This is a genomic window from Mesorhizobium sp. B2-3-15 (assembly GCF_006442875.1).
GTDB lineage: Bacteria > Pseudomonadota > Alphaproteobacteria > Rhizobiales > Rhizobiaceae > Mesorhizobium > Mesorhizobium australicum.
Genome location: NZ_VFVO01000004.1, coordinates 256,170 through 279,870 on the forward strand (window position 1 = coordinate 256,170; position 23,701 = coordinate 279,870).

At 60.9% G+C, this 23,701-nt stretch carries 27 protein-coding genes and 2 pseudogenes; 19 read left to right on the forward strand and 10 right to left on the reverse strand.

The window, feature by feature from the left end:
* The first annotated feature begins 45 nt into the window (after positions 1 to 45).
* Positions 46 to 774 (forward strand): Crp/Fnr family transcriptional regulator, encoded by a 729-nt coding sequence (locus FJ954_RS10750; RefSeq protein ID WP_140619311.1) that lies wholly within the window; start codon positions 46 to 48, stop codon positions 772 to 774.
* A gap of 2 nt (positions 775 to 776) precedes the next feature.
* On the opposite strand, the gene FJ954_RS10755 is transcribed toward FJ954_RS10750, so the two are convergent.
* Positions 777 to 1,319, reverse strand: coding sequence for a hemerythrin domain-containing protein (locus tag FJ954_RS10755; protein ID WP_348641128.1), 543 nt, complete (start codon positions 1,317 to 1,319; stop codon positions 777 to 779).
* Between the two features lie 110 nt (positions 1,320 to 1,429).
* Between FJ954_RS10755 and ccoN the strand changes: the two genes are divergently transcribed.
* The 10 genes and pseudogenes from ccoN to FJ954_RS10800 all read left to right on the forward strand — a co-directional run bounded on the left by ccoN (position 1,430) and on the right by FJ954_RS10800 (position 10,299).
* Positions 1,430 to 3,040 carry a cytochrome-c oxidase, cbb3-type subunit I gene (gene ccoN, locus FJ954_RS10760; RefSeq protein ID WP_140619248.1) on the forward strand — a complete coding sequence of 537 codons (1,611 nt, stop codon included), beginning with the start codon at positions 1,430 to 1,432 and terminating at the stop codon, positions 3,038 to 3,040.
* Between the two features lie 11 nt (positions 3,041 to 3,051).
* A complete protein-coding gene (gene ccoO / locus FJ954_RS10765; RefSeq protein ID WP_140619246.1) occupies positions 3,052 to 3,783 on the forward strand; it encodes a cytochrome-c oxidase, cbb3-type subunit II in 732 nt (243 codons plus the stop codon).
* 12 nt (positions 3,784 to 3,795) lie between these two features.
* Positions 3,796 to 3,945 carry a cbb3-type cytochrome c oxidase subunit 3 gene (locus FJ954_RS10770; protein ID WP_140619244.1) on the forward strand — a complete coding sequence of 50 codons (150 nt, stop codon included), beginning with the start codon at positions 3,796 to 3,798 and terminating at the stop codon, positions 3,943 to 3,945.
* A 2-nt stretch (positions 3,946 to 3,947) separates the two neighbouring features.
* Positions 3,948 to 4,811 (forward strand): cytochrome-c oxidase, cbb3-type subunit III, encoded by an 864-nt coding sequence (gene ccoP / locus FJ954_RS10775; protein WP_140619241.1) that lies wholly within the window; start codon positions 3,948 to 3,950, stop codon positions 4,809 to 4,811.
* Positions 4,812 to 5,027: 216 nt separating this feature from the next.
* The gene (ccoG, locus tag FJ954_RS10780) at positions 5,028 to 6,587 is read left to right on the forward strand and encodes a cytochrome c oxidase accessory protein CcoG (RefSeq protein ID WP_140661301.1); all 1,560 of its coding nucleotides are present in this window, start codon (positions 5,028 to 5,030) and stop codon (positions 6,585 to 6,587) included.
* Positions 6,584 to 7,081, forward strand: coding sequence for a FixH family protein (locus FJ954_RS10785; protein ID WP_140661302.1), 498 nt, complete (start codon positions 6,584 to 6,586; stop codon positions 7,079 to 7,081). The genes ccoG and FJ954_RS10785 overlap by 4 nt, the downstream gene beginning before the upstream one ends.
* The gene (locus tag FJ954_RS10790; RefSeq protein ID WP_140661303.1) at positions 7,078 to 9,366 is read left to right on the forward strand and encodes a cation-translocating P-type ATPase; all 2,289 of its coding nucleotides are present in this window, start codon (positions 7,078 to 7,080) and stop codon (positions 9,364 to 9,366) included. The genes FJ954_RS10785 and FJ954_RS10790 overlap by 4 nt, the downstream gene beginning before the upstream one ends.
* Positions 9,363 to 9,533: a cbb3-type cytochrome oxidase assembly protein CcoS gene (ccoS, locus tag FJ954_RS10795; protein WP_140619235.1), complete on the forward strand. Its 171-nt coding sequence runs from the start codon at positions 9,363 to 9,365 to the stop codon at positions 9,531 to 9,533. Before FJ954_RS10790 ends, ccoS begins: the two co-directional genes overlap by 4 nt.
* Positions 9,514 to 9,726, forward strand: a pseudogene (locus FJ954_RS32355) (hypothetical protein); the annotation flags it as partial. The gene ccoS and the pseudogene FJ954_RS32355, both read left to right, overlap by 20 nt.
* A gap of 30 nt (positions 9,727 to 9,756) precedes the next feature.
* Positions 9,757 to 10,299, forward strand: a complete 543-nt coding sequence (locus FJ954_RS10800) for a CBS domain-containing protein (protein ID WP_348641133.1) — start codon at positions 9,757 to 9,759, stop codon at positions 10,297 to 10,299.
* 29 nt (positions 10,300 to 10,328) lie between these two features.
* On the opposite strand, the pseudogene FJ954_RS31965 reads toward FJ954_RS10800, so the two are convergent.
* A pseudogene (locus tag FJ954_RS31965) lies at positions 10,329 to 10,485 on the reverse strand (cytochrome c biogenesis protein CcmE); the annotation flags it as partial.
* Positions 10,486 to 10,847: 362 nt separating this feature from the next.
* Between FJ954_RS31965 and nirK the strand changes: the two are divergent.
* Positions 10,848 to 11,954, forward strand: coding sequence for a copper-containing nitrite reductase (nirK, locus tag FJ954_RS10810; RefSeq protein ID WP_140619233.1), 1,107 nt, complete (start codon positions 10,848 to 10,850; stop codon positions 11,952 to 11,954).
* A gap of 52 nt (positions 11,955 to 12,006) precedes the next feature.
* Positions 12,007 to 12,876 (forward strand): SUMF1/EgtB/PvdO family nonheme iron enzyme, encoded by an 870-nt coding sequence (locus tag FJ954_RS10815; protein WP_140661304.1) that lies wholly within the window; start codon positions 12,007 to 12,009, stop codon positions 12,874 to 12,876.
* A 58-nt stretch (positions 12,877 to 12,934) separates the two neighbouring features.
* On the opposite strand, the gene FJ954_RS10820 is transcribed toward FJ954_RS10815, so the two are convergent.
* Entirely contained in the window at positions 12,935 to 14,110 is a 1,176-nt protein-coding gene (locus tag FJ954_RS10820) for an NnrS family protein (protein ID WP_140661305.1), read from the reverse strand.
* A 96-nt stretch (positions 14,111 to 14,206) separates the two neighbouring features.
* Positions 14,207 to 14,644 carry a pseudoazurin gene (locus FJ954_RS10825; RefSeq protein ID WP_140661306.1) on the reverse strand — a complete coding sequence of 146 codons (438 nt, stop codon included), beginning with the start codon at positions 14,642 to 14,644 and terminating at the stop codon, positions 14,207 to 14,209.
* A gap of 147 nt (positions 14,645 to 14,791) precedes the next feature.
* Here FJ954_RS10825 and FJ954_RS10830 point away from each other — a divergent pair, with 147 nt between their 5' ends.
* The gene (locus FJ954_RS10830; RefSeq protein WP_140619227.1) at positions 14,792 to 15,493 is read left to right on the forward strand and encodes a Crp/Fnr family transcriptional regulator; all 702 of its coding nucleotides are present in this window, start codon (positions 14,792 to 14,794) and stop codon (positions 15,491 to 15,493) included.
* 3 nt (positions 15,494 to 15,496) lie between these two features.
* Here FJ954_RS10830 and FJ954_RS10835 read toward each other — a convergent pair whose 3' ends face one another.
* The 3 genes from FJ954_RS10835 to FJ954_RS10845 form a co-directional block, all read right to left on the reverse strand.
* On the reverse strand, positions 15,497 to 15,712 hold the full coding sequence (locus tag FJ954_RS10835; RefSeq protein WP_140619225.1) for a DUF1858 domain-containing protein: 216 nt from the start codon (positions 15,710 to 15,712) through the stop codon (positions 15,497 to 15,499).
* A 156-nt stretch (positions 15,713 to 15,868) separates the two neighbouring features.
* Complete coding sequence (locus FJ954_RS10840) at positions 15,869 to 16,564, reverse strand: VIT family protein (protein ID WP_140619223.1); 696 nt, start codon at positions 16,562 to 16,564, stop codon at positions 15,869 to 15,871.
* A 4-nt stretch (positions 16,565 to 16,568) separates the two neighbouring features.
* Positions 16,569 to 17,087, reverse strand: coding sequence for a cytochrome b/b6 domain-containing protein (locus FJ954_RS10845; RefSeq protein WP_140619221.1), 519 nt, complete (start codon positions 17,085 to 17,087; stop codon positions 16,569 to 16,571).
* A gap of 214 nt (positions 17,088 to 17,301) precedes the next feature.
* Between FJ954_RS10845 and FJ954_RS10850 the strand changes: the two genes are divergently transcribed.
* Genes FJ954_RS10850 through FJ954_RS10860 form a run of 3 tightly spaced genes read left to right on the forward strand, consistent with a single transcriptional unit; the run spans position 17,302 to position 20,331 of the window.
* Positions 17,302 to 18,075 (forward strand): FMN-binding protein, encoded by a 774-nt coding sequence (locus tag FJ954_RS10850; protein ID WP_140619219.1) that lies wholly within the window; start codon positions 17,302 to 17,304, stop codon positions 18,073 to 18,075.
* A 25-nt stretch (positions 18,076 to 18,100) separates the two neighbouring features.
* Positions 18,101 to 18,823, forward strand: a complete 723-nt coding sequence (locus FJ954_RS10855) for an FAD:protein FMN transferase (RefSeq protein ID WP_246677761.1) — start codon at positions 18,101 to 18,103, stop codon at positions 18,821 to 18,823.
* Positions 18,820 to 20,331: an RnfABCDGE type electron transport complex subunit D gene (locus FJ954_RS10860; protein WP_140661307.1), complete on the forward strand. Its 1,512-nt coding sequence runs from the start codon at positions 18,820 to 18,822 to the stop codon at positions 20,329 to 20,331. Before FJ954_RS10855 ends, FJ954_RS10860 begins: the two co-directional genes overlap by 4 nt.
* A 7-nt stretch (positions 20,332 to 20,338) precedes the next feature.
* On the opposite strand, the gene FJ954_RS10865 is transcribed toward FJ954_RS10860, so the two are convergent.
* The 3 genes from FJ954_RS10865 to FJ954_RS10875 are packed head-to-tail and all read right to left on the reverse strand — an operon-like array spanning position 20,339 to position 22,616.
* Complete coding sequence (locus tag FJ954_RS10865) at positions 20,339 to 21,682, reverse strand: HAMP domain-containing sensor histidine kinase (RefSeq protein ID WP_140619214.1); 1,344 nt, start codon at positions 21,680 to 21,682, stop codon at positions 20,339 to 20,341.
* Positions 21,682 to 22,347, reverse strand: a complete 666-nt coding sequence (locus FJ954_RS10870; protein WP_140619212.1) for a response regulator transcription factor — start codon at positions 22,345 to 22,347, stop codon at positions 21,682 to 21,684. Before FJ954_RS10870 ends, FJ954_RS10865 begins: the two co-directional genes overlap by 1 nt.
* Positions 22,347 to 22,616: a PepSY domain-containing protein gene (locus FJ954_RS10875; protein ID WP_246677760.1), complete on the reverse strand. Its 270-nt coding sequence runs from the start codon at positions 22,614 to 22,616 to the stop codon at positions 22,347 to 22,349. The genes FJ954_RS10870 and FJ954_RS10875 overlap by 1 nt, the downstream gene beginning before the upstream one ends.
* A 185-nt stretch (positions 22,617 to 22,801) precedes the next feature.
* Between FJ954_RS10875 and FJ954_RS10880 the strand changes: the two genes are divergently transcribed.
* Together FJ954_RS10880 and FJ954_RS10885 are read left to right on the forward strand one after the other, a co-directional pair.
* Positions 22,802 to 23,035 carry a hypothetical protein gene (locus FJ954_RS10880; RefSeq protein WP_140619208.1) on the forward strand — a complete coding sequence of 78 codons (234 nt, stop codon included), beginning with the start codon at positions 22,802 to 22,804 and terminating at the stop codon, positions 23,033 to 23,035.
* A gap of 109 nt (positions 23,036 to 23,144) precedes the next feature.
* Positions 23,145 to 23,612, forward strand: a complete 468-nt coding sequence (locus FJ954_RS10885) for a DUF2231 domain-containing protein (protein WP_140619207.1) — start codon at positions 23,145 to 23,147, stop codon at positions 23,610 to 23,612.
* Positions 23,613 to 23,701 lie beyond the last annotated feature (89 nt).

Sequence of the window (23,701 nt, forward strand, 5' to 3'; positions counted from 1 at the left end):
CGATGCTATATCCTGCTGGAACTTCGAATTTCTCGGGCGATCGTGGTGACAGTGCGTCAGGATGTTCACAGCGCCGGCATTCCCGTGCTTTGCCAATCGTGCGAAGCACGGCACCGCGGCGTTTGCGGCGCGCTCGATCCCGATCAATTGGTGGGGCTGGCCAAGAGCTCATCGAAGCACAGTGTTGAACCAGGCGTTGAACTGATTGGCGACACCGAGACCGTCGACAGCTATTCGAACGTGCTTTCTGGCGTCGTCAAGCTGACAAAGAGCCTTTCTGACGGACGCCAGCAGATTGTTGGCCTCCAGTTCGCCCCCGATTTTCTAGGCAGGCCCTTCAAGGTGGAAAGCGCGATCAACGCCCAAGCCGCAACCGCCGTTTCCGTGTGTTCGTTTCCAAAGGCGGCCATCGAACGGATGATGAAGGAATCACCGGAGCTTGAGCATCGTCTGCTCAAGCAGGCGCTGAATGAACTCGACGAAGCCCGCGACTGGATGTTGACGCTGGGGCGGAAGAGCGCTTCGGAAAAAGTGGCGAGTTTTCTCCTGATGATCGCCAAAAACATCGACCCCACGCTTGACGCGGCCGCCCAGTCGACATGTTTCGATCTGCCGCTGACCCGCGCGGACATCGCCGATTTCCTTGGTCTGACCATCGAAACGGTGAGCCGCCAGCTGACCAGGCTGCGATCAGATGACGTGATCCGGATAGAGAACAACAGGGAAGTGACCGTCGACAGCCTGGCCCGGCTGCAGCGACGCTCTGGCGCCTAGGCTCAATCGACGACGCCGATCATCGGCAAGACGTGCTCGCGTTCAAAGGCGATATGCCGGCGCATGCTTTCGAAGAAACCGCGCAGCATGAAGCCGACAGCCTCGGCATTCTCGACCGGCTCGCCATGGCCAATCGCCAGCAGGATTTCAGTCACCTCGCCGGCAAAGCACTCGTCCTCGACGTGTTCGGCACGCAGTCGCCGGGTTGAAGCATCGCCGCCGCTTAAAGCGGCCTCGTAGGCCGGAAAGATCACCGTCTCTTCGTATCGATGAATGCTGCGCAACAGCGGAACTATCGCGTTTGCTGCAGCCAGGGATGCCAGGCAATCGACCTTGGGCAGGGTGTCGGCGATGCTTTCCAGGGCATCGCAGAGCTGCAGCTTTTCCAGATGCGCACGCTTCATCACCGCCGCCGGGACCGTTTCTCTGTCAGATCGACCTGCCAGTATCGAACTGGCGCGACTTGTTTCGAACAGCGACGATGCCGGCTCCCTCTCCCTGTTCAATAACAGTCTCCTGATCGTTTGCGGTTCGAGGCTGCCCAATCCAAATGCAAATGGCTTTGACATGGATCAAGGCGGCGAAGGGGCGACTGCTGAATTGCTGTTCCTGCGGATTGACGTCCGCGCATCGGAGTCGACCTCGGGGACATGTCATGAAGTTCGGCACGCACATCTTCGCTTTGAGCCTGTTCACATTTGCAGCTTTTGTGGCTGCCGGCTTCGGCGTTGACGAGCCATTCCGACAGCATATGTGGGTGCTCTTCTTGGTGCTGCTCGGCTTTGTCGCTATTCTCCTTCGCAACACGAGTTTCGCGCCGGCAGTCGCGGTCGATCCATCAGCCTATATGGATGGTCCCATCCGCTACGGGGCTATCGCCACAATGTTCTGGGGTGTCGTCGGCATGCTTGTCGGCGTCGTCATCGCGTTGCAGCTTGCGTACCCGGATCTCAACATCCAGCCGTGGTTCAATTTCGGCCGCTTGCGACCGCTGCACACGTCGGGCGTCGTCTTTGCCTTCGGCGGCAACGCATTGCTCTGCACGTCTCTCTATGTCGTGCAACGAACCTGCCGCGCCCGCCTGTTCGGCGGCGATCTCGCCTGGTTCGTGTTCTGGGGCTACCAGCTTTTCATCGTCATGGCCGCGACTGGCTACCTGCTCGGCATCACTGAAAGCCGCGAATACGCGGAACCCGAATGGTACGTGGACATCTGGCTGACCATCGTCTGGGTCGCCTATCTCATCTTGTTCCTCGGCACGATCCTGAAGCGCAAGGAGCCGCATATCTACGTCGCCAACTGGTTTTACCTCTCCTTCATCGTGACCATCGCGATGCTGCATGTGATCAACAACCTGTCGATGCCGGCCTCCTTCCTCGGCTCCAAGAGCTACTCCGCCTTTTCCGGCGTCCAGGACGCCCTGACGCAGTGGTGGTACGGCCACAATGCCGTCGGCTTTTTCCTGACCGCCGGCTTCCTCGGCATGATGTATTATTTCGTGCCCAAGCAGGCGAACCGACCGGTCTATTCCTACCGCCTGTCGATCGTCCATTTCTGGGCGATCATCTTTCTCTACATCTGGGCCGGGCCCCATCACCTGCACTACACCGCCCTGCCCGACTGGGCGCAGACGCTCGGCATGGTGTTTTCGATCATGCTGTGGATGCCGTCATGGGGCGGCATGATCAACGGCCTGATGACGCTGTCGGGCGCCTGGGACAAGCTGCGCACCGATCCGATCATCCGCATGATGGTGATGGCCATCGCTTTCTACGGCATGTCCACCTTCGAAGGCCCGATGATGTCGATCAAGACAGTCAACTCCCTGTCGCATTATACCGACTGGACCATTGGCCATGTGCACTCTGGTGCGCTCGGCTGGGTCGGCATGATCTCGTTCGGCGCGATCTACTTCATGGTGCCGAAGCTGTGGAACCGCGAACGGCTTTATTCGCTGCGGCTCGTCACCTGGCACTTCTGGCTGGCGACGCTCGGCATCGTTGTCTATGCCGCGGTCATGTGGGTGTCCGGCATCATGCAGGGCTTGATGTGGCGCGAATACGACGAGCAGGGCTTCTTGGTCTACTCCTTCGCCGAAACCGTGGCCGCCATGCACCCCTACTACGTCATGCGCGCGATCGGCGGAGCCATGTACCTATCCGGCACCCTGATCATGGCCTGGAACATCGGCATGACCATTCTAGGATACCAGCGCGAGGAGGAGCCGATGCCCGGCTCTGTACCCGCCCTTCAGCCTGCCGAATAAGGAGCCAGAAAATGGGCTTGATGGACAGACACGCACTCGTCGAGAAGAACGCCACGCTTCTTCTCGTTGGCTCGCTTCTTGTGGTGACCGTCGGCGGCATCGTCGAGATCGCACCGCTGTTCTATCTCGACAACACGATCGAGAAGGTCGAAGGCATGCGCCCTTACTCGCCGCTCGAACTTGTCGGGCGCAACATCTATGTGCGCGAGGGTTGCTACCTCTGCCACAGCCAGATGATCCGGCCGTTCCGCGACGAAGTCGAGCGCTACGGTCACTACAGCCTGGCAGCCGAGTCGATGTACGATCACCCATTCCAATGGGGATCGAAGCGAACCGGGCCGGACCTAGCGCGCGTCGGCGACCGCTACTCGAATGTATGGCACGTCGACCACCTTTCGAATCCGCGTTCGGTCGTCCCGGAATCGATCATGCCCAGCTACGCGTTCCTCAAGGACGCGCCGATCGACGTGAAGGACTTCTCCACGCATCTGGTTGCCAACCGGCGGGTCGGCGTCCCTTACAACGATGACATGATCGCGCACGCCAATGCGGATTTAATGGCCCAGGCCGATCCCAACGCCGACACATCCGGCCTCGAAGCCCGCTACCCCAAAGCCAAGATCGGCGATTTCGACGGCAACCCGCAACAGGTGACCGAGATGGACGCGCTGGTCGCCTATCTGCAGATGCTGGGCACGCTGGTCGATTTCAAGAACTACGACGAAGCCGCCGGCTACCGCTGAGGAGTTTCATCCATGAATTACAATCTGATGCGGGAGTTTGCCGACAGTTGGGGTCTGGTCGCCATGGCGCTTTTCTTCGTCGGCGCTATCGCCTTCGCCCTTCGCCCTGGCAGCCGCAAGCTGGCCGACGAAGCTGCCCGGATTCCCCTTGAGGACGAGTGATCATGAGCGACGAGCACATCGATGAAATCTCTGGTGTTTCGACCACCGGCCATGAATGGGACGGCATCAGGGAGCTCAACAACCCACTTCCGCGCTGGTGGGTATGGACGTTCTACATCACCATAGTCTGGGCGATCGGCTACACCATTGCCTATCCGGCATGGCCTCTCCTGCACTCGGCAACCAAGGGTGTGCTCGGCTATTCCAGCCGCAACGATGTCGGGAACGAGCTTGCGGCGGCCGAAGTTGCGAAGGGCAAATATGTCACTGCGGTAGAATCGAAAACCGTTTCGGAGATTGCCACCGACGATGCGTTGCGCGAATTCGCGGTCGCTGCCGGTGGCGCCGCTTTCAAGGTCAATTGCGTCCAATGTCATGGCTCCGGCGCTCAGGGCTCCAAGGGCTTTCCCAACCTCAATGACGACGACTGGTTGTGGGGCGGCAAGGCCGAGCAGATCCAGCAGACGATCACGCATGGCATCCGCTTCGCATCGGATCCGGATACGCGCCTGTCGGAAATGCCGGCCTTTGGCGACATCATCACCGCAGATCAGATCAAACAGGTCAGCGCCTACGTCGCCAGTCTGTCGGGCACCGTTAGCGATCAAGCATTGGTCGAACCCGGAACCAAGGTTTTTGCCGAAAATTGCGTGGCCTGCCACGGCGACAATGCAAAGGGCAACAAGGAGCTCGGCGCCCCCGATCTGACCGATGCTATCTGGCTCTACGGGTCAGGCGAAACAGCAATCGCCGCCCAGGTCCGTGCGCCGAAACAGGGCGTGATGCCGGCGTGGGTCGGACGCCTTGGCGAAACCAGGGTCAAGGAACTGGCGGTTTACGTCCATTCGCTAGGCGGTGGGGAATAGGAACGGGGGCCTATTCCCGGCCCTTCACCGCCCAAGCGACGAGGCCCGGCTCTGCCGGGCCTCGATTTGTTTCCGTGGTCCAGGCGATTGACCTGCATCAACGCGGCGCAATCCAGTCAGCGGCACAATCCGGTCGACGCTGTATTTCGCGCACTGTCTGCACCCAGCAAGGTCACTTGCCCGGCGAAATCACAAGCTGCACGACGGGAGAAACCAGTGCTTGACAATACGCAGGTAGAGCGGCCCGAAGCGGAGGCGGTCAACTCCGCCAAAGTGCGCCAGCCAATGTATGCCGCGCGCAAGAAGATCTTCCCAAAGCGGGCCTCGGGAAGCTTTCGCCGGTTCAAATGGCTGGTGATGGCGATCACGCTCTGCATCTACTACTTGACGCCGTGGTTGCGGTGGGATCGGGGTCCATTTGCCCCGGACCAGGCGGTGCTGCTCGATCTCGCCAACCGGCGCTTCTATTTCTTCTTCATCGAGATCTGGCCGCAGGAATTCTACTATGTGGCCGGCCTTCTGGTGATGGCCGGCGTCGGTCTTTTCCTCATCACGTCGACTGTCGGCCGTGCCTGGTGCGGCTATACATGCCCGCAGACCGTGTGGGTCGACCTGTTCCTGATCGTGGAGCGGGCCATCGAGGGCGATCGCAACGCGCGTATGAAGCTCGATGCCGGGCCCTGGACTGCCCGCAAGCTCGTGCTGCGGGTGTCGAAACACGCCATCTGGCTGGTCATAGGTGCGCTGACCGGCGGCGCCTGGATCTTCTATTTCGCCGATGCGCCGACGCTGGTCGGCGAGCTCTTCACCGGCACCGCGGCGCCTGTCGCCTACATTACCGTCGCCGTGCTGACGGCGACGACCTATACGTTCGGCGGGCTGATGCGCGAGCAGGTCTGCACCTATATGTGCCCATGGCCGCGCATCCAGGCAGCCATGCTCGACGAAAGTTCGCTCACCGTCACCTACAATGACTGGCGCGGCGAACCGCGATCACGTCACGCCAAGAAGGTTCTTGCCGCAGGGCAGCCCGTCGGCGACTGCGTCGACTGCAATGCCTGTGTAGCCGTCTGTCCGATGGGGATCGACATTCGCGATGGCCAGCAGCTCGAATGCATCACCTGCGCGCTTTGCATCGACGCCTGTGAAGGCGTCATGGACAAGCTCGGCAAGGAGCGCGGGCTGATCTCCTACGCGACGCTCTCCGACTACAACGCCAACATGATGCTGGCGACCGCAGGCGGCGTCAGTTCGGTCAATCCGTCGCTGGTCAGGAAGGCTGATGGCCTGTTCTCCGACAAGGTTGCGCATTTCCATATCCGCAAGATCTTTCGGCCGCGCACCTACGTCTACATGGGGATGTGGTCGCTGATCGGCCTGGGCCTGCTCTATTCGCTGCTGACGCGCGACCGGCTCGAAGTGAACGTGCTGCATGACCGCAATCCGCAGTTCGTCACGCTGTCCGACGGTTCGATCCGCAATGGCTATACCGTCAAACTACTCAACATGATCCCCGAGCCAAGGACGATCGTCGTCACGATGCAAGGCTTGCAAGGCGCCGAAATGAGCATGGTCGGCGACGACGTCCAGGCAGGCCGCTCTTTTGCCATTGCGGTCGAACCCGACCGCCTGAAAATGCTGAAGGTCTTCGTGCGCCAGCCCGCCGATCAAATCCACGGCACAGCGCAAACCTTCACGTTCCGTGTCGAGGACAAGGCGAGCTTCGAGTCGGACCAATACACAGCCACCTTCAACGCGCCGGAGATTGCCAGATGACCTCCAACGCTCACAAATCCCGCGAATTCACCGGCAGGCACATGTTGGCCATCATCCTTGCCTTCTTCGGGGTGGTGATCGCGGTCAATCTGACAATGGCAACGCTCGCCAACACAAGCTGGACCGGCCTTGTCGTCGAAAACACCTATGTGGCGAGCCAGCAGTTCAACAAGAAGGCCGAGGAAGGGCGCGCGCAGGCAGCCCTCGGCTGGACCGGCAAGCTGACCATCGCATGGGGCGAAGTCCGCTACAGCCTCACCGATGCCGCCGGCAAGCCGGTTCCCTTGCATGGCGTAAAGGTGCTGTTTCGCCATCCCGCCTACGAAAAAGAGGATGAGGCCGTCACGCTCGCTCTCGCCTCGGGCGAGGAGTTTGCTGCGCAGCACATGCCGAAGGACGGTGTCTGGATCGTCGAAGTCGACGCCGAAGCGGGTCTGGCAGAGCCCTACCGCGAAGTCCGCAGGATCATCATTTCTCATGGAGCGCAGAAATGAGCTGTTGTGCACCGAGCGCCGAAATGGCGCTGGATCTGGTCAACACCTCATCGGTCCTGCCATCCAGCCAGGAGATCAGGCTGGCAAGCCGATCGATTGGCGATGATCTTCGCCAGTCCGACCTTTCGGTGCCGACGGTTCATTGCGCTGCCTGCATCCAGACGATCGAGACGGCGCTTGGAAAGCTCGATCACGTCGAGGCCGCTCGTGTCAATCTTTCGACGAAGCGGGTCGCGATCCGGTGGCGTGGGGATGAGGTACCACCATTCGTCGCCGCGCTTGGCAGGCTGGGCTACGAGGCGCATCTGTTCGACCCCGAGGTCGGTGACAAGGACAAGACGCTTTCGGAGCTGATCCGCGCGGTCGCTGTTGCCGGCTTTGCGGCAGGCAACATCATGCTGCTGTCGGTCTCGATCTGGTCCGGGGCCGAAGGCGCGACCCGCGACCTGTTCCACTGGGTCTCGGCACTGATCGCCATTCCCGCCCTCGCCTTCGCCGGCGGCATCTTCTTCAAATCGGCGTGGAATGCGCTGCGCCACGGCCGCATGAACATGGACGTGCCGATCGCGGTTGGCGTGTCACTGGCCTACGCCATGAGCCTCTATGAGACGATCACCCATGGCGACCACGCCTATTTCGACGCGTCGGTATCGCTGCTGTTCTTCCTGTTGATCGGTCGCACGCTCGATCACGTGATGCGCGAGCGGGCCCGGACTGCGGTGAAGAATCTGTCACAGTTGGGCGCGCGTGGCGCCATGGTGCTGCGCGGCGACGGCGCACGGGACTATTTGCCGGTTGGCGAGATCGAACGGGGGATGCAGCTGCTCATTGCAGCCGGCGAGAGAATCCCCGTCGACGGCAAGATCATTCATGGCGCGTCGGATCTGGATTGCTCTCTGGTCTCTGGTGAGAGCACGCCCAGAAACGTGGCGCCAGGCGAAGCCGTGCGGGCCGGTGTGCTCAACCTCTCTGGCCCACTAACGATCGAGGCGACAGCCGCCGCCAAGGATTCGTTCCTGGCGGAAATGGTTCGGCTCATGGAGGCTGCAGAGGGCGGCCGCGCGCACTATCGCCGCATCGCCGATCGCGTTTCAGCGCTCTATGCTCCCGTGGTTCATCTAACCGCCTTCGTGACCTTCCTTGGCTGGATGGCGGCGACCGGGGACTGGCACCGGGCGATAACCATCGCCATTGCCGTTCTTATCATCACGTGCCCGTGCGCGCTCGGCCTCGCCGTGCCGATCGTTCAGGTGGTCGCAGCGCGGCGCCTGTTCGAGAATGGCATCATGGTCAAGGATGGTTCGGCGATGGAGCGCCTGGCAACGATTGATACCGCCGTGTTCGACAAGACCGGAACGCTCACGCTCGGCCAGCCCCGGCTGGTCAATGCGGCCTCGATCGATCCGGGCATGCTGGCAATCGCGGCAGACATGGCCGCGCATTCCCGCCATCCGTTTTCAAAGGCCATAGCAGGCTTTGCCGCTCCTGGCGGGCAACACAAATTCGATGCCGTCACCGAGCACCCGGGATTCGGGATCGAAGCCACTGACGCCGCAAGCACCTGGCGACTGGGTCGACGCGGATGGGCTGGTTGGAAGGCGAGAACCGGCGGTGAGGGCAAATACGGCTACGGCGGAACGGTCTTGACGAAAAACGGGATGATTGTCGCATCCTTCGTTTTCGAAGATGCATTGCGTGCCGACGCCAGTGCGGCCGTCGATCAATTGAAGCATGCTGGGATGTCGGTGGAAATGCTGTCGGGCGATACCGCGAAAGCCTGCGCCGAGGTTGCGGACGTGTTGGGTGTCGATGACTTCGTTCCCTGCCTGCTCCCGTCGGGCAAGGTTGAACGCATAGAAAGCCTGGCGAGAGACGAGCACAAGGTTTTGATGGTTGGCGACGGGCTCAACGACACACCGGCGCTGAGCGCCGCGCATGTCTCGATCGCACCGGCTACGGCCGCCGATATTGGCCGCAACGCAGCCGATTTCGTTTTTCTGCGCGAAAGCCTCTTGGCGGTCCCGCTGGCGCTGGACGTTTCGCGCAAGGCGGGACGCCTGATCCGACAGAACATAACAATCGCGATCGTTTACAATGCCGTGGCCGTGCCGATCGCCATTCTGGGCCATGTTACTCCACTTATCGCGGCGGTCGCGATGTCTGCCTCGTCATTGCTCGTGATTGGAAATGCCTTGCGCCTGCAAAGCTTCGCAACGAGTGCGTCTTCCGAAACCGCGCGGCAAGACAGGCCCGTGCGGGTCGACGCCTTGGCCGAACCCTCATGACGACGCTCACCTATCTCATCCCGGTAGCGCTATTCCTTGGGGCACTCGGCCTGTCCGGCTTCCTGTGGGCGTTGAGAAGCGGTCAGTACGAGGATCTCGACGGCGCGGCGGAGCGCATTCTCATCGACGGCGACGACGGCGCTGAGAATGCCCCTCGGTCCAAGTGACTCAGATCAAAGCGCCGCGGCTCGCAATGTCCCATCGTCGTCTGACGAAAAATCAGGAGGTGAGGATGCAAGCCGAAGCCATAATGACGAAGCCAGTCATCACGACGGATGCGAACGCGACGATTGCCGAAGCGGTCGAGCTCATGCTTTAAACAAGATCAGCTGCCTCCCGGTAACGGGCAGCGACGGTGCTCTGGTTGGCATAGTAAGCAAAAGCAACTTCTTGCGCCGAGAGGAACTTGGGACTCAGCGAGCGCGTCCCCGCTGGCTGGAGTTTGATCTTGGCCCGGGCACAATCGCCGATGATTATGCGCGCTCGAACGGACGGATCATCCATGAGGTGATGATTACAAAGGTCATTTCGGCGCCTCCAGGCGCCTCGATTGCAGACATTGTAAACTTGATGATGCAACACCGCATCAATAATGTGCCGATTGTCGACCGGGAAAGGGTCGTCGGCATCATCACGCGAACTGATTTGCTGCGCGTCCTGATCCGCACCTTGCCGAAACCGGGCATCACGCCGCCCGATGACGACCAGATCCGTAAGGCCATACTTGCCGAACTGCAGCGGCAATCGTGGAACGGTGTTGACTTGATTGGTGTGAGGGTCAGCGACGGCGTGGTCGAACTCACAGGGGCGATTGTCGACGAGCGTCAACGGAAGGCAGCGATCGTTGCGGCGGAGAACGTTGCCGGCATTGGGCAAGTCAAGGACGGCCTCTTCCTCCGCACAGATCCGTTCTCGGTGATGATGGTTTCGTAGCTGCGAAAAAGCGGGGACGCAAAGCCGAGTTCTGCTCTCCTCCCATATCCTTTGGACTGGAGGCCGTCGGCGACTTCCTTCGGCATATAGCGCTCGTCATGCTTGGCGTGCCGTCCATGCGCACTCCGTTATAACGCCCTGCCTGTCTCAAAACAGATCGCGCAGAATGCCGGTATAGCTGATCCGACCGACTTCTGTTCGTTGGGACCACCCTCACCTTTCTTAGTGCGCTCGGGCCTGGGTGGCTTTGGTTGGGCCTAGAAAGAGTGGCCAGTACGAAGATCTCGACGGGGCCGCCGCGCGAATTGTGATCGATTTGAAAACAAAAGCGGCCGCTGATCTTCAGGAAGCCGCCGGTGACTGCGCAGGGTTGCAGAAAACTGCGACACGAAACTGCTCCATCTCAAATCTCGCGCATAACATGGCCGCATTCCGAGAACTGTTGTTTCTGCGATTAACGTCTACCAATTTGCGCCAGCGCAAAGAAACGATGCGTCGGGTCATTTAGCTTCTGCTCATCCGCAACGGTCGAGAGATAGGAGATTGACATGATCACGCGACGCGAAGCCCTCTTTGGAGCAGCGATTGGCGCTGCCGCCGTGGCGGCGCTGCCCGCATTGTCGGCAACAGTGACGAAGGCAGACATTCGCGGGCTACCCCGCGAAAAGATCAAGCTCGTCGCGCCACCCTTCGTGCACCCGCACGATCAGGTCGCCAAGGGCGGGCCAAAAATCGTCGAGTTCACCATGACAATCGAAGAAAAGCCTGTCGTCATCGATGCCGATGGCACGAAGCTCAACGCGATGACCTACAACGGCTCGATCCCCGGCCCGCTGATGGTGGTGCACCAGGACGACTATGTCGAGCTGACGCTCATCAATCCTGACACCAACACGCTTGCCCACAACATCGACTTCCATGCCGCGACCGGTGCGCTCGGCGGCGGCGCCCTCACCTTGATCAATCCCGGCGAACAGGTGACCTTGCGCTTCAAGGCGACGCGAACGGGAACGTTCGTCTATCACTGCGCGCCCGGTGGTCCGATGATCCCGTGGCATGTCGTCTCCGGCATGAACGGCGCAATCATGGTGCTGCCGCGCGACGGACTCAGGAACGACAAGGGCGAACCGGTCAAATACGACAAGATCTTCTACGTCGGCGAGAGCGACTTCTACATCCCGCGCGACGAGAAGGGCAATTTCAAGAGCTATGAATCAGCTGGCGACGGTTACGATGACATCGTCAAGGTCATGCGCGGGCTGATCCCGACGCATGTCGTGTTCAACGGCAAGGTCGGATCTCTGACCGGCGACAACGCCATGAAGGCGAAAGTCGGCGAGACCGTGTTGATCGTCCATTCGCAGGCCAACCGCGATACGCGGCCGCATCTGATCGGCGGTCACGGCGACTATGTCTGGGAACAGGGCAAGTTCGCCAATCCGCCGGCCAAGGATCTGGAAACCTGGTTCATCCGCGGTGGTTCTGCGGGCTCGGCGCTCTACACGTTCCTCCAGCCGGGTGTCTACGCCTACGTCAATCACAATCTGATTGAGGCCGTGGAACTCGGGGCGACCGCTCACTTCATGGTCGAGGGCGAGTGGGATGACGACCTGATGACGCAGGTCGAGGCGCCTAAACCCATCGCCGTCAACTGACGGCACTCCAATTTACCCGGACAGCGACGCTGTCCGGGTATGGATAAAAACCATGTCTCCTTACATCCTGAAGGTTGCCTTAGTCGCCCTGGCCGCCGCCGCTATTCCGGTAGGGCTCTCGATACCGGCGCTGGTCGGGGATCGACAACCCCACCCAACCGCTATGACGGTTGTCTTGCTTTCCGGTTCGATCACCTATCCGACGCCGGGCGAGTTCCTTAGGGATGGACGCCCGCAAGCCAATCCCCGCCTCAAGCGACACCTCAACAGACCTCTCGAAATCATGACCTATCAAGTTGGCGCGGCGGATTATGCGCATTGCGTGTCGGCTGGAAGCTGTCAGCCGGCACAGGAGATGCGCGCAATCCCGAGCAATACTCCGGTAACCGGCGTGAGCTATCTCGATGCCAATGCTTACGCGCGCTGGTATTCGGACGTGACCGGCGACCAATGGCGGCTGCCATCAGACGAGGAATGGGCGTTTGCCGCGGCGGAGCGGTTCGCCGGCGAATTTGAGGGCGTCGAAAACGACGCCAGCAACCCCGCCAGGCGTTGGCTCACCAGCTACAAGGCCGAGGTGGACCTCAATCGCAAACCGGACCCGTTGCCCAGGAGTCGTGGCTCTTTTGGTATGAATTCCCTGGGCCTCGCCGACTTTTCCGGCAACGTCTGGGAGTGGACCTCGACCTGCTATGTCCGCACGACGTTGGCTGCCGATGGAAGCGGTGTTGCGAGTTCGATCGACAATTGCGGCGTCCACGTCCTTGAAGGACTTCACAGAGCCTATATGTCGAACTTCGTCAGCGACGGAAAGAGCGGCGGCTGTGCCGTTGGTACGCCTCCCGACAATCTGGGCTTCAGGCTGGTCCGGGACCATCGGGGATGGGTGAACCGTATCGTCGGCTACCTCGGCATTGCCTGACAGATCTGAAGCAACTGCTTCATTCGCGTTTCGACGGTCGCCGGCTCTCCCCGCCGGCTCACCGCGCCTTTGGCGTCATCAATGCGTTGCCGTAGACCAGGATGAAGCCTGCAAATGCCGCCACCCAGGCCGCACCGGCAATGTCGATCAACAGTCCAAAGGGGACGAAGGCGGCCAGAATTCTCAATGATCCCGCGAGAAGGACGGCTACGAAGATGAACGAGGCGCCTCTTCCAGCCTTGAGCGCTCGCCCGGTGTGCCCGAGTGTTGCGCGGGTCATCACGGCAAGCGTCATCGCGCCGACCGCACCCGTTCCGAGCGCGTGAAGTCCCGCCGCCGCTGGCACGGCATCGGGGAATAGGATCGACGCCGAGACGAGGGCGAGACCGATCGGCACAAAGGCATATCCAAGATGGAGGATGAGCACGAGCGGATCCCGCAATGTGCGCTCGCCAGCCCAGCGCGACAGACGCCACGCCTGGCAGATTGCGGCGACGGCCATAAGCATTCCTGAGACACTGTTGTCGGGGGCGAACGACCATGCTCCCAGCGCGACGGTTGAGATGGCTATCGAAGCAATGTCAAAACGGTCGAACGGCGCAGGCAGCCTGCCAGGACTTTCGCGGACGAGCCAGTTGCGCGTGAAGCTCGGAATGATGCGCCCACCGATCAGCGAGATGAGCATGATCGCCGCAGCCATGCCGAGCCTGCGGCAGATGTCGGATATGCCTTGAAGGTGCGCCTCGATGTGGAACGCGCCGTTGGCGCCAGCCAGGACGGCAAGCGGCAGCAGCACCTTGAGATTGCGCCAGTTCCGTCCCGCGACGATTTCGCGTGCCGCCGCCGCAGCGACCGCAAGCAGGAACGAGCTATCGATCACGGCCGCCGCTTGCCAGCCGATATCCGCCGAGAAGAAGACAGCGGCGCGGCCGGCAAGCCACAGGACAACCAGCGCCAGCAGCGGCAGTCCCTGCACGGGCAGCCGGCCTGTCCAGTTCGGGATGGCGGTCAGCAGGAACCCGGTAACGATCGCCGGCAGGTAGCCGAACAGCATCTCGTGGATATGCCAGTCGACCGGGACAAACGCACTGTGGGCAACAAGCTCGCCTGCATACATCGGCAGCCAGACCAGAATGGAGAGCCCGGCAGACAGCGACCCGAGGAGGAAGAAGGGCCTGAATCCATAGGAGAGAACCGGGGGACCGGAATAGCTCCGCAGGCGTGAAACTGCCATGACTGAATCCTCAAATGAAAAGGGCCGGATGAACCGCCACCCTGGGTCCGTCCGGCCGGTGCCCCGCCCCCTTACGGCAGGCAGACTGTATGGTGGTCAGTTTGCGGGTACCTGGGTGAACAGGTCGGCAAACACCGTTTTTGCCTTGCCAGGATGCTTGACCGCCTTGGCGGTATCGAGATTGACCGGCTTGCCTACAACGATCAGCGCGACCATCCCCATGCCGTAGTGGGGCGCGCATTTGACGCCATAAACGCCCTCCTTCGTCAGCGTAACGGTGATCTCCTCGCTGGGCTTGCCCTTGAAAGGCTCAGCGCCATCCGGAAGCATGCCCTTGATCGACTCGGCGTCGTGGGTCTTGTCGGTCGGGACGAACTTGACGGTGTCGCCAGGTGCTGCCTTGACGAAGGCCGGCTGGAAAACCATGGCGCCCTTTTCGCCCTTGTTGAGCATTTGCACCACGTGCTCTTCCGCGCTTGCGCCGCCGGCGAGCGCGAGGAGGGAGATTGCGGCAGCGAGGATGGAGAGTTTCATCGATTTGTCCTTTGTTTCGTCTTCGCGGCGTTGCGCCGTTCCATGCCATTTAGCCTGATGCGGCAGAGGACAATTTGCGCTGGCGCAAACTCGGGATAAGAAAGGGCTGCCGCACGATTGACGCGGCAGGGTCCTGAGGAAATTCGCTTGGCTGCGCTGGATCGATCGCTGATATCGCGGCTGCCCCTCTTCCAGGGGATGGCCCCCGAAGAGCAAAGCGAGCTTCTCAGAAGCGCTCGATCGTCACGCTATGCCAAAGACTCAACGATCTTCGAGCAGGAAGCCGAGGCCCATTCCTTCTTCGTGCTGATCGCCGGGCACATACGGGTGGTCCGCACCACGCCTGACGGACAGCAGGTCATCGCGAGATACATCAGCGAAGGCGAGATCTTTGGCGTCGCCGCAGCGCTAGGCCGGACAACCTACCCCGCCAGCGCTGTCGCGGCGGTGGATTGCGTGGTGCTGGCCTGGGCCAATGCCCTATGGGCGGAACTGGCGCGCCGGTTCCCGGTGTTTGGGGCAACCACATACAAGACGGTTGGAACCAGGCTGCAGGAGACCCAGACGCGGGTGGTCGAGATGTCCACGGAACAGGTGGAGCAGCGGGTCGCACATGCACTGTTGCGGCTGGCAAACCAGACTGGCCGCATGACCGACAGCGGCATCGAAATCGATTTCCCGATCTCAAGGCAAGACATTGCCGAGATGACGGGCACGACGCTGCACACAGTCAGCCGGCTGCTCAGCAAGTGGGAAGAGAAGGGGATCATCATCAGCGGGCGCCAGAAAGTCACGGTCAAGGATGCGCATCGCCTTGTGGTTCTGGCCGAGAACCGGGACAAGGGCTGACCGTCACCATTTTCGTCGAACAGCCGCTTCGAGTTCGTCCAAAAAGTCGCCCTCATCGATCCGATGTTCGCGGCACGCCTCAGTCACGGTATGGAATGTGCCGATCGGACAGCCGACGCAGAGCATCTTGTGTCTCAGCATCACCGCTACCGTTGCCGGCCATTTCCTCATGATGTCGTCGACGACCATGTCGGGGTTGATCGAACTGCGCTGTTTCACGATGAAATCTCCGCGATTTGCGAAGCGTCTTCATAAATCCGGCTATGGCTTGCTTCGTTGCGCTTTCGCAACTTCGTAGCGCTGACTCCTCAGGGCCGGATTCTTTTGCGCAAGAATAGCGCTCATAGAATCTACCGAGATCGAAGCCGGACCAGGTCAGATGGCGGTACCAACCACGGCGCCAATGCCGGCCGTCAGCGCCATTGCCAGCGCACCCCAGAATGTGACGCGAAGGGTTGCCCTCATCACATTGGCGCCGCCGGCTTTCGCGCCGATGGCACCCAGCACTGCCAGGAATAGGAGCGAGGCAACAGACACGGTTGCTGCAAGCCAGGCTGAAGGTGAAACAAGCACCATCGCCAATGGCATGGCCGCGCCAACCGAAAATGCAGCCGCAGAGGCCAGCGCCGCCTGGATCGGTCTGGCCGTCGTCACCTCCGAAATACCGAGTTCGTCACGTGCATGGGCGCCGAGCGCGTCGTTGGCCATCAACTGGTCGGCGACCTGCAATGCCAGCGTTGGCTCTACGCCCCGCTTGACATAGATGTCCGCAAGTTCCAGTCGCTCGAAGTCTGGCTGCGTGGCCAACTCTTCTTTCTCGCGGGCAAGGTCGGCTCGTTCGGTATCTGACTGCGAACTGACCGAGACATACTCGCCGGCCGCCATCGACATCGCGCCGGCTACCAAACCCGCTATACCGGCCACCAGAACATTGGAGGCCGCGGCATTGGCTGCCGCCACGCCAACGATCAGGCTGGCCGTCGACACAATGCCGTCATTGGCGCCAAGCACTGCGGCCCGCAGCCAGCCAATGCGCGATATGAGGTGGTTTTCCGCATGCAGACGGCTCATGATGTCACCGCGCACGCCGCGCGGCAGGCCGCAGCATCCTGATGAGGACACCCGATTTCACATAAAAATGCTGCCATAGAGCGGCGGCCGCATGGAGGGAGACGACAACGATGATAATCGGCTTGGCGAGTTCATGGATGTCGCCCATGGCGCCAATGCTGAAGTACCATGCCAAAGCTCCCGATATCGGCATGCCGAAAATGAACACATAAAGCATGAAGTGGGTTGCCGTCGCGATCCGCTTCAAAGCGGCGCTCTCTTCTGCCGGGGCAGCGGGGACGCCACGCTGCAAGCGGATGGCAAGGCGCCAGACCGCCAGCACCAGGACGGCCAAGCCGACATAGACATGAATGTTCGCATTGAAGATGTCGCCAGCTGCAGGCTCGGCGCCGCGTGAGAATGCCCGGTAAGCCGGCTTGATGTCCTCGCCGATTACAAGCTGCAGGACGATCAGCACCGCGATTGTCCAGTGCAGCAGTATCTGGGTTCCGGTGTATCCGGCCGGCTCGTTGGCAACAGTCATAGGCAGCTACCTCGCTTGAGAGACCCCTCCTACCTCGCTGCTTATGCGACCATGTTGATCTAGGACAAACCATTTCCTGTCTCCCCTTAAGATTTCACGAGCCCTCGCAGCTTCAACGCGGCTGACAGCCAGTTGTCAGCTTGGTCGTGGGATATTGCGTCCGGGCGGACCAGATGGATCGCCCTGCAAGATCGAACGTGGAAACACAATTCCGATGAAACAGATTGCCTTGTCACTTTTCGTGATCGCCGCCTCCGGCGCTTATGTCTGGGATCAGGCCGGCAAGGATCCGGCAAACGATCTGCTTGGCGAAGCGCTGCCGGCCGACGCTGGCCGAGCGCCTTCCGTGCAGCCAAAAGAGTCGTCATCCGCCGCGACTTTGCCGGTGCTTCGGACCCAGCCGGCAACCCTCGATCCCCGGTTCAGCACAAGGTTCCCGATTGCCCGCGAAACGACGGCAGGGATAGCCAAGCCCGCTGAATGGTCAATTGATCGAGTCAGGCAGACTGTGGTTCCGGTGGCACCACAACCATCGCCAACGCCACCGGCCCAGCCAGTGGCTCCGGCTGTCTCCGATCCTGCGTCGTCAGCACCTGCATTCGCCGTAACCCCCGCCGTCTACATACCAGTTCCGCAGCCGAGGCCGGCATATCGGGATGCGCCAGCACGTGTCGTGCGGGTGGGCATGAAGCTGGCGGCAAAGGGCTATGCCGACGGCGTCTATACCGGGCCTACCGCCGATGCCTACTACGGCATCATCCAGATTCAGGCCCTCGTACAGGGCGGGCAGCTTACGGCGCTGAAAGTACTGAAATATCCCTCCGATCGCCGCACCTCCATCAACATCAACAGGCAGGCGCTGCCGATGCTGCGCGACGAAGCGATCAGCGCCCAAAGCGCCAATGTCGACATTATTTCGGGCGCGACGCTGACCAGCAGGGCTTTCATCCAGTCACTGCGCGGCGCGCTGAAGAAAGCGTCGTCGTAGAACCATGCGCGACACGCGAATTTTGATGGGCATGCCCATCACGGTCGACATCGGCGGCGCTTCGGACGGTGGGTTGATCGACACGGTCTTCGACTATTTCGAGCATGTCGACCGGCGCTTCAGCACATACCGGGACGACAGTGAGATCGCGGCCATCAACCGCGGCGACGTACCGGTCGCCTTCTGGAGTGGCGAGATGATGGAAGTGCTCGCTCTCGCCAGGCAGACGAAAGACGAGACGGACGGATACTTCGACATTCGCAAGCCCGACGGGTCGCTCGATCCTTCCGGCATCGTCAAGGGCTGGGCCATCCGCAATGCGGCCGGGATTCTTCAACGGGCCGGCATCCGCGATTTCTTCATCGAGGCGGGCGGCGATATCCAGTCTTGCGGCAAGAATGCTTCGGGTCATGACTGGAGCGTCGGCATCCGCAATCCCTTCAACGCGGACGAGATCGTAAAGATCGTCTATCCCCGCGGTCGCGGTGTCGCGACCTCCGGCACCTATGTCCGCGGCCAACACATCTACAATCCACATGGGATTGGCAGTTGGATCCAGGACATCGTCAGCCTGACCGTCATCGGCGCCGATGTGCTCGAAGCCGATCGTTTCGCCACCGCGGCGTTCGCCATGGGGCGGGAGGGCATTGTCTTTATCGAGCAGACCCCTGGCCTGGAGGGATATGTCGTCGACACCAACGGCCGCGCCACGCCGACAACCGGGTTCGGAGCCCTTTGCTCGCCATGATCAAGACCATCGACCGATTTCTCGATCACCTGACCATGTACCGGCTGGTCCTCTACTATCTGATGGCGCTGGTCGGCGCGGCGTTCGTTCTCGGCCTCGTCAGGCTGGTGCCACATGATCCGATTGCGCTTGCGTTCACCACGGCGCTTGCGCTGGCCGCCTGCTGGATCACCAACAAGGTCTTTGCGCATGTCTTCGCAGTCCCGGCCAACAACGAGTCCGTCTACATCACCGCACTCATCCTGGCGCTTATCCTGGATCCGGTTGCGGTCACGGACATTAAGAGGATCGCGGCGGTGGCATTCGTGTCCGTCTGGGCGATTTCATCGAAATTCATTCTCGCCATCGGCCGGAAGCACCTTTTCAACCCGGCTGCGCTGGGCGTGGCGCTGTCCGCGCTGCTGCTCGACCAACCAGCCACATGGTGGGTGGGCGGCAATCGGCCATTGCTTCCGATCGTGCTCGTCGGCGGCATGCTTATCGTCCGGAAACTGCGCCGGCTTGACCTTGTCTCGATCTTCGTTTTCGTGGCGCTGGCGACCATTCTGGCAACTACGGACCCAGCGCAGTACTGGACCGCGCTCGCAGAGACACTGGGTTCATCGCCGCTGCTGTTCTTTGCCTTCGTGATGCTGACCGAGCCGCTGACCGCGCCGACGATGCGTTGGCCGCGCATCGCCTTTGCCGCCATCGTCGGCTTTCTGTTTGCTCCCAACATCCATATCGGCTCGTTCTATTTCACGCCGGAACTGGCGCTGCTTGCCGGCAACCTGTTTGCCTATGCGGCGGGCCCCAAGAGACGCTTCGTGCTGACTCTTGAACGCATTGAGCAATCGGCCGTCGACAGCTTCGACTTCGTCTTCCGGTCGCCGCGCAAGCTCGCCTTCGAGGCCGGCCAGTATCTCGAATGGACGCTTGGCCTCGATCGTGCCGACAATCGCGGCAACCGCCGCTATTTCACGGTCGCCTCGGCGCCGACGGAGGAAACAGTCCGCCTCGGCGTCAAGTTCTATCCGCAATCAAGTGCCTTCAAGCGCGAGCTGATGACTATGAAGCCGGGCAGCACGATCCACGCCGCGCAACTGGCCGGCAATTTCACGCTGCCCGCCCGGCGTGAAACCAAGATCGCGTTCCTGGCCGGAGGCATCGGCATCACGCCGTTCCGCTCGATGCTGCAGTATCTCCTCGACCGCAAGGAACGGCGACCGATCGTCATCCTCTACGGAACCGAAGGCCAGCAGGACATCGCTTATCGCGATGTTCTTGGCGCGGCCTGGCAGGAACTTGGGATCAAGACGATCCACGCGGTGGCGCGCGGTGGCGAGCGCGGGCAATATCCCGGATACATCGACGAGCGCCTGATACGTCTGGCGACACCCGACTACCTCGAGCGCACATTCTACATTTCCGGCCCGCAGGCGATGGTCAAGGCGCTGCGCCAGAAGCTGTTGGCCATGGGCGTTCGCCGCTCGAAGATAAAGGTCGACTATTTCCCGGGTTTTGCCTGAAGCAAACTCAACTGTGTCGCGGCAAGGAAATGGTGACCACCAGACCCGGATTGGCGTTGGCCATGGCAAGGCGTCCACCATAGGCTTCGACGATGTCGGAAACGATGGCCAGGCCAAGACCGCTGCTGCCGCCCTTGCTGTCGAGCTGGACACCGCGCGAGAGCGCGGACTCCCGATCAGCATCCGGTATACCTGCGCCATCATCAGCAACACTGACGGTCACCTCGTCCCAGGCAGTGGATGCACCGACACGAACTGACGATTTTGCATAGCGCGCGGCATTCTCGACCAGATTGCCGAGAACTTCTGACAAGTCGCCTTCGTCGATTGGCGCCGTCAGATCTTCCGCGACATCCAGATTGAACGAAAGCTGCTTGCCGCTTGGTGTCCGTTTGACGACGGCAATGACGCCAGCCGCCACGTCCGCCACAAGGCAGTATGCCTTTTCGGAAACGCCGGGCGCGAGGCGGGCGCGCGCGAGCTCCCGCTCGACATGGCGCCGGATCGCTCCGGCGCTTTTCTCGATCTCGTCCGCCAGATCCGTCTCGCCTTTCGTGCGCAAGGCCCGGATGTCGGCCGACAGCACTTGCAGCGGTGTCTTGAGGCCATGCGCCAGATCGGTGGCGCGCGAGCGGGCTCGCGCAAGCGCCTTCTCCTGGGCATCGAGAAGACGATTGATTTCGTCCGCGAGCGGCTGGACCTCGCTTGGTGCCGCCACCTCAAGCCGTGCCGTTCGTTGTCCAATCACGTTTCTGACCGAGACCCGCAAGGTCTCCAGAGGCGCAAGTCCAACGGTGATCTGGATGAAGAAGGCCGCCATGAGCGCAATGGCGAGCAGGATCAGGGCTGGCGCAAGGTCGCGGACATACCCATCGACGGATTCGTTCACCGTTTGGTGGTCTTCCGCCACGATGGCGCGAAACGATCGGCCACTGGCGTCAATGATCGAGCGCTCCACTGCGATGGTGAGCTCCCCTTGCGGCCCCTTGAATTCCTTGATCTCCCTGAGTTCGCCGCTGGTTGCGCGATCCGGCAAGGCAAGCGTCGCGTCCCACAATGAACGCGAGCGGACAAGGCTGCCGGAACCGGTATCCTGCACCTGCCAGTAGTGGCCGGAAAAGGGGATGGCGAAACGAGGGTCGGCCAAGGTCGCCTGGACCGAAAGACGGCCATCGGCGGCAAAATTGGTCGCGCCGATGAGATCGTTCAGGTCGACTGTCAGCTCGCTGACAACGCGCCGCTCGACGTTCAGTTCGAACAGATAGCGCAATCCAACGCCGGCGATGGCAAGAGCAACCAGGATCGAGATCGTTGCCGCCAACCAGAGCCTGAACCGGATCGAGTTGCCCATCAGCGGGAATCGTCGGGCATCAGATACCCGAATCCGCGCCTCGTTTCGATGACGTCGCTCCCGAGCTTGCGACGCAGGCGCGCAACGATCACCTCGATCGTGTTCGGATCGCGGTCGTTGCCTGAATCGTACAAATGCTCGGCAAGTTCGGTCGGCGCCACCACCCGGCCGGCGTGGTGCATCAAAAACGCCAGGAGCCGGTATTCCAGCGGCGAAAGCGCAACGGGGACGCCGCGTAGCGAAATGCGCATCTGGCGTGTGTCCAAGAGCAGCGGCCCGGACCTCAGCACGGGTGCCGCTTGGCCGGCCGAGCGACGCAGGATTGCCCGTAACCGGGCGAGCAGTTCTTCCATTTCGAAAGGCTTGGGAAGATAGTCGTCAGCACCGGAATTGATGCCGTCGACGCGTTCGGTCCACATGCCTCTTGCGGTCAGGATGAGAACCGGAAACCTGCGCTCATTGGCCCGCCAGCGTTTCAAGACCGTAAGACCATCGAGCTTAGGCAATCCGAGATCCAGAATTGCAGCGTCATAATTCTCAACATCGCCTGCGAACCAGGCAGCTTCACCATCTTTTACGATATCGACCGCCATTCCGGATGCCTTGATAGCGGTCGCGATATCGGCAGCGATACGGGGCTCGTCTTCGGCTAGGAGGATCTTCATCAGTCACCCTCCCCATCGCGCATGATGACACCGGCGCCAGCGTCGACGTCGACGGTCTTTCGCCGGCCATCGGCACCCACGACCTGAAAACGGTAGACCCATCTGTCGGCCTTGCGGATGAGATCGACGCCAACAACATCGCCAGGAGCTTTGGCATGGACAACGTCCAGTATATTGGCAAGTCCCTTGATTTCGCCGCGTTCGTACAAATCCCGCGCCCGGTCATGGTCGCCGTCATCGTCCTCGTCGGCACGAGCAGCGATAGGCATGGCCAGGACAAGTCCCGCGAGACCCAGCACCGCCAAACGCTTCCATCGGCTTTTCATCGGCAAGGCATGTCGCACGTTGCAGCTTTCAATTTGCTGTCAGTTATCCTCAGCCCACAGCAAGCAAAGGGTCCATATCAGGGCATCATCGCGTCCAATCATGGCCGCGCTGAGAAGGATACGAGACCATGCGCAACCCCATGCTTGTCCTTGCAGCACTTGCAAGCCTCACGATCTTTGTCCTGCCGGTGGCCGCTGAATCGAACGAAGGATCATGTGGGGCGTCATCGTCTGTTGTCCCATCCGGTCCGATCGATCTGCAGGCCATCCCCATGCAGGACGCCTCCACCCCGCAAGCCATCAAGGGTGGCGACGATGCGTGTGACGACCAGCAAGGCGATGAAGCCGACGAAAACGACTAGGTCGCTCGTTCGCGGCGCGTGGCCCGCCACAGCTCATAGCGCTCGCAAATGTCGTGAACCAAGGCGCACTGCAATTACCCAAAGTCCCCTGCAATTTCTGGAGAGTTTCGTGATCCCCATTCAACATATCCACCCCATGCTCGTTCATTTTCCTATTGTTCTGATCTACCTGCTTGTGGCTATCGACGTTGTAGCGCTCGTTGGCGGCAGCGCCGTCACTAGGAGATCGGGAGCCGGTACGATCTCTACTTTTGTGGCCCTGGCTGCCGGAATGTTCGCTATGGGGACCTGGTTCTTCGGAGGTCTTGCGCTGGATCATGCCGAAGCGGCCGGATTCAGCAGCGATGTCGCGGAGATCCATGAAAGCCTGGGAGGTATCACTGCCCTTGCCTTCGTGATCTGGGGACTTGTGAGGCTCACGCTTTGGATACGGAATCGCGAGTTTCGGGCTGTGACCATCGCCATTCCTCTAATCGAAGTTTGCGGAGCATTTTTGGTCACTGCGACGGCCTACTATGGTGGACTACTTGTCTACGAACTTGGCGTGAACGTCGCCAAGACCGCGATCGCTGGTTGACCGGTTCGCGCCCGGTCGTTCCCGGCCCAGGTTTGGATCATTTGCCTCCGCCGACAAATGATTCAGATCAAGGCGCTTCGCGCATGTGA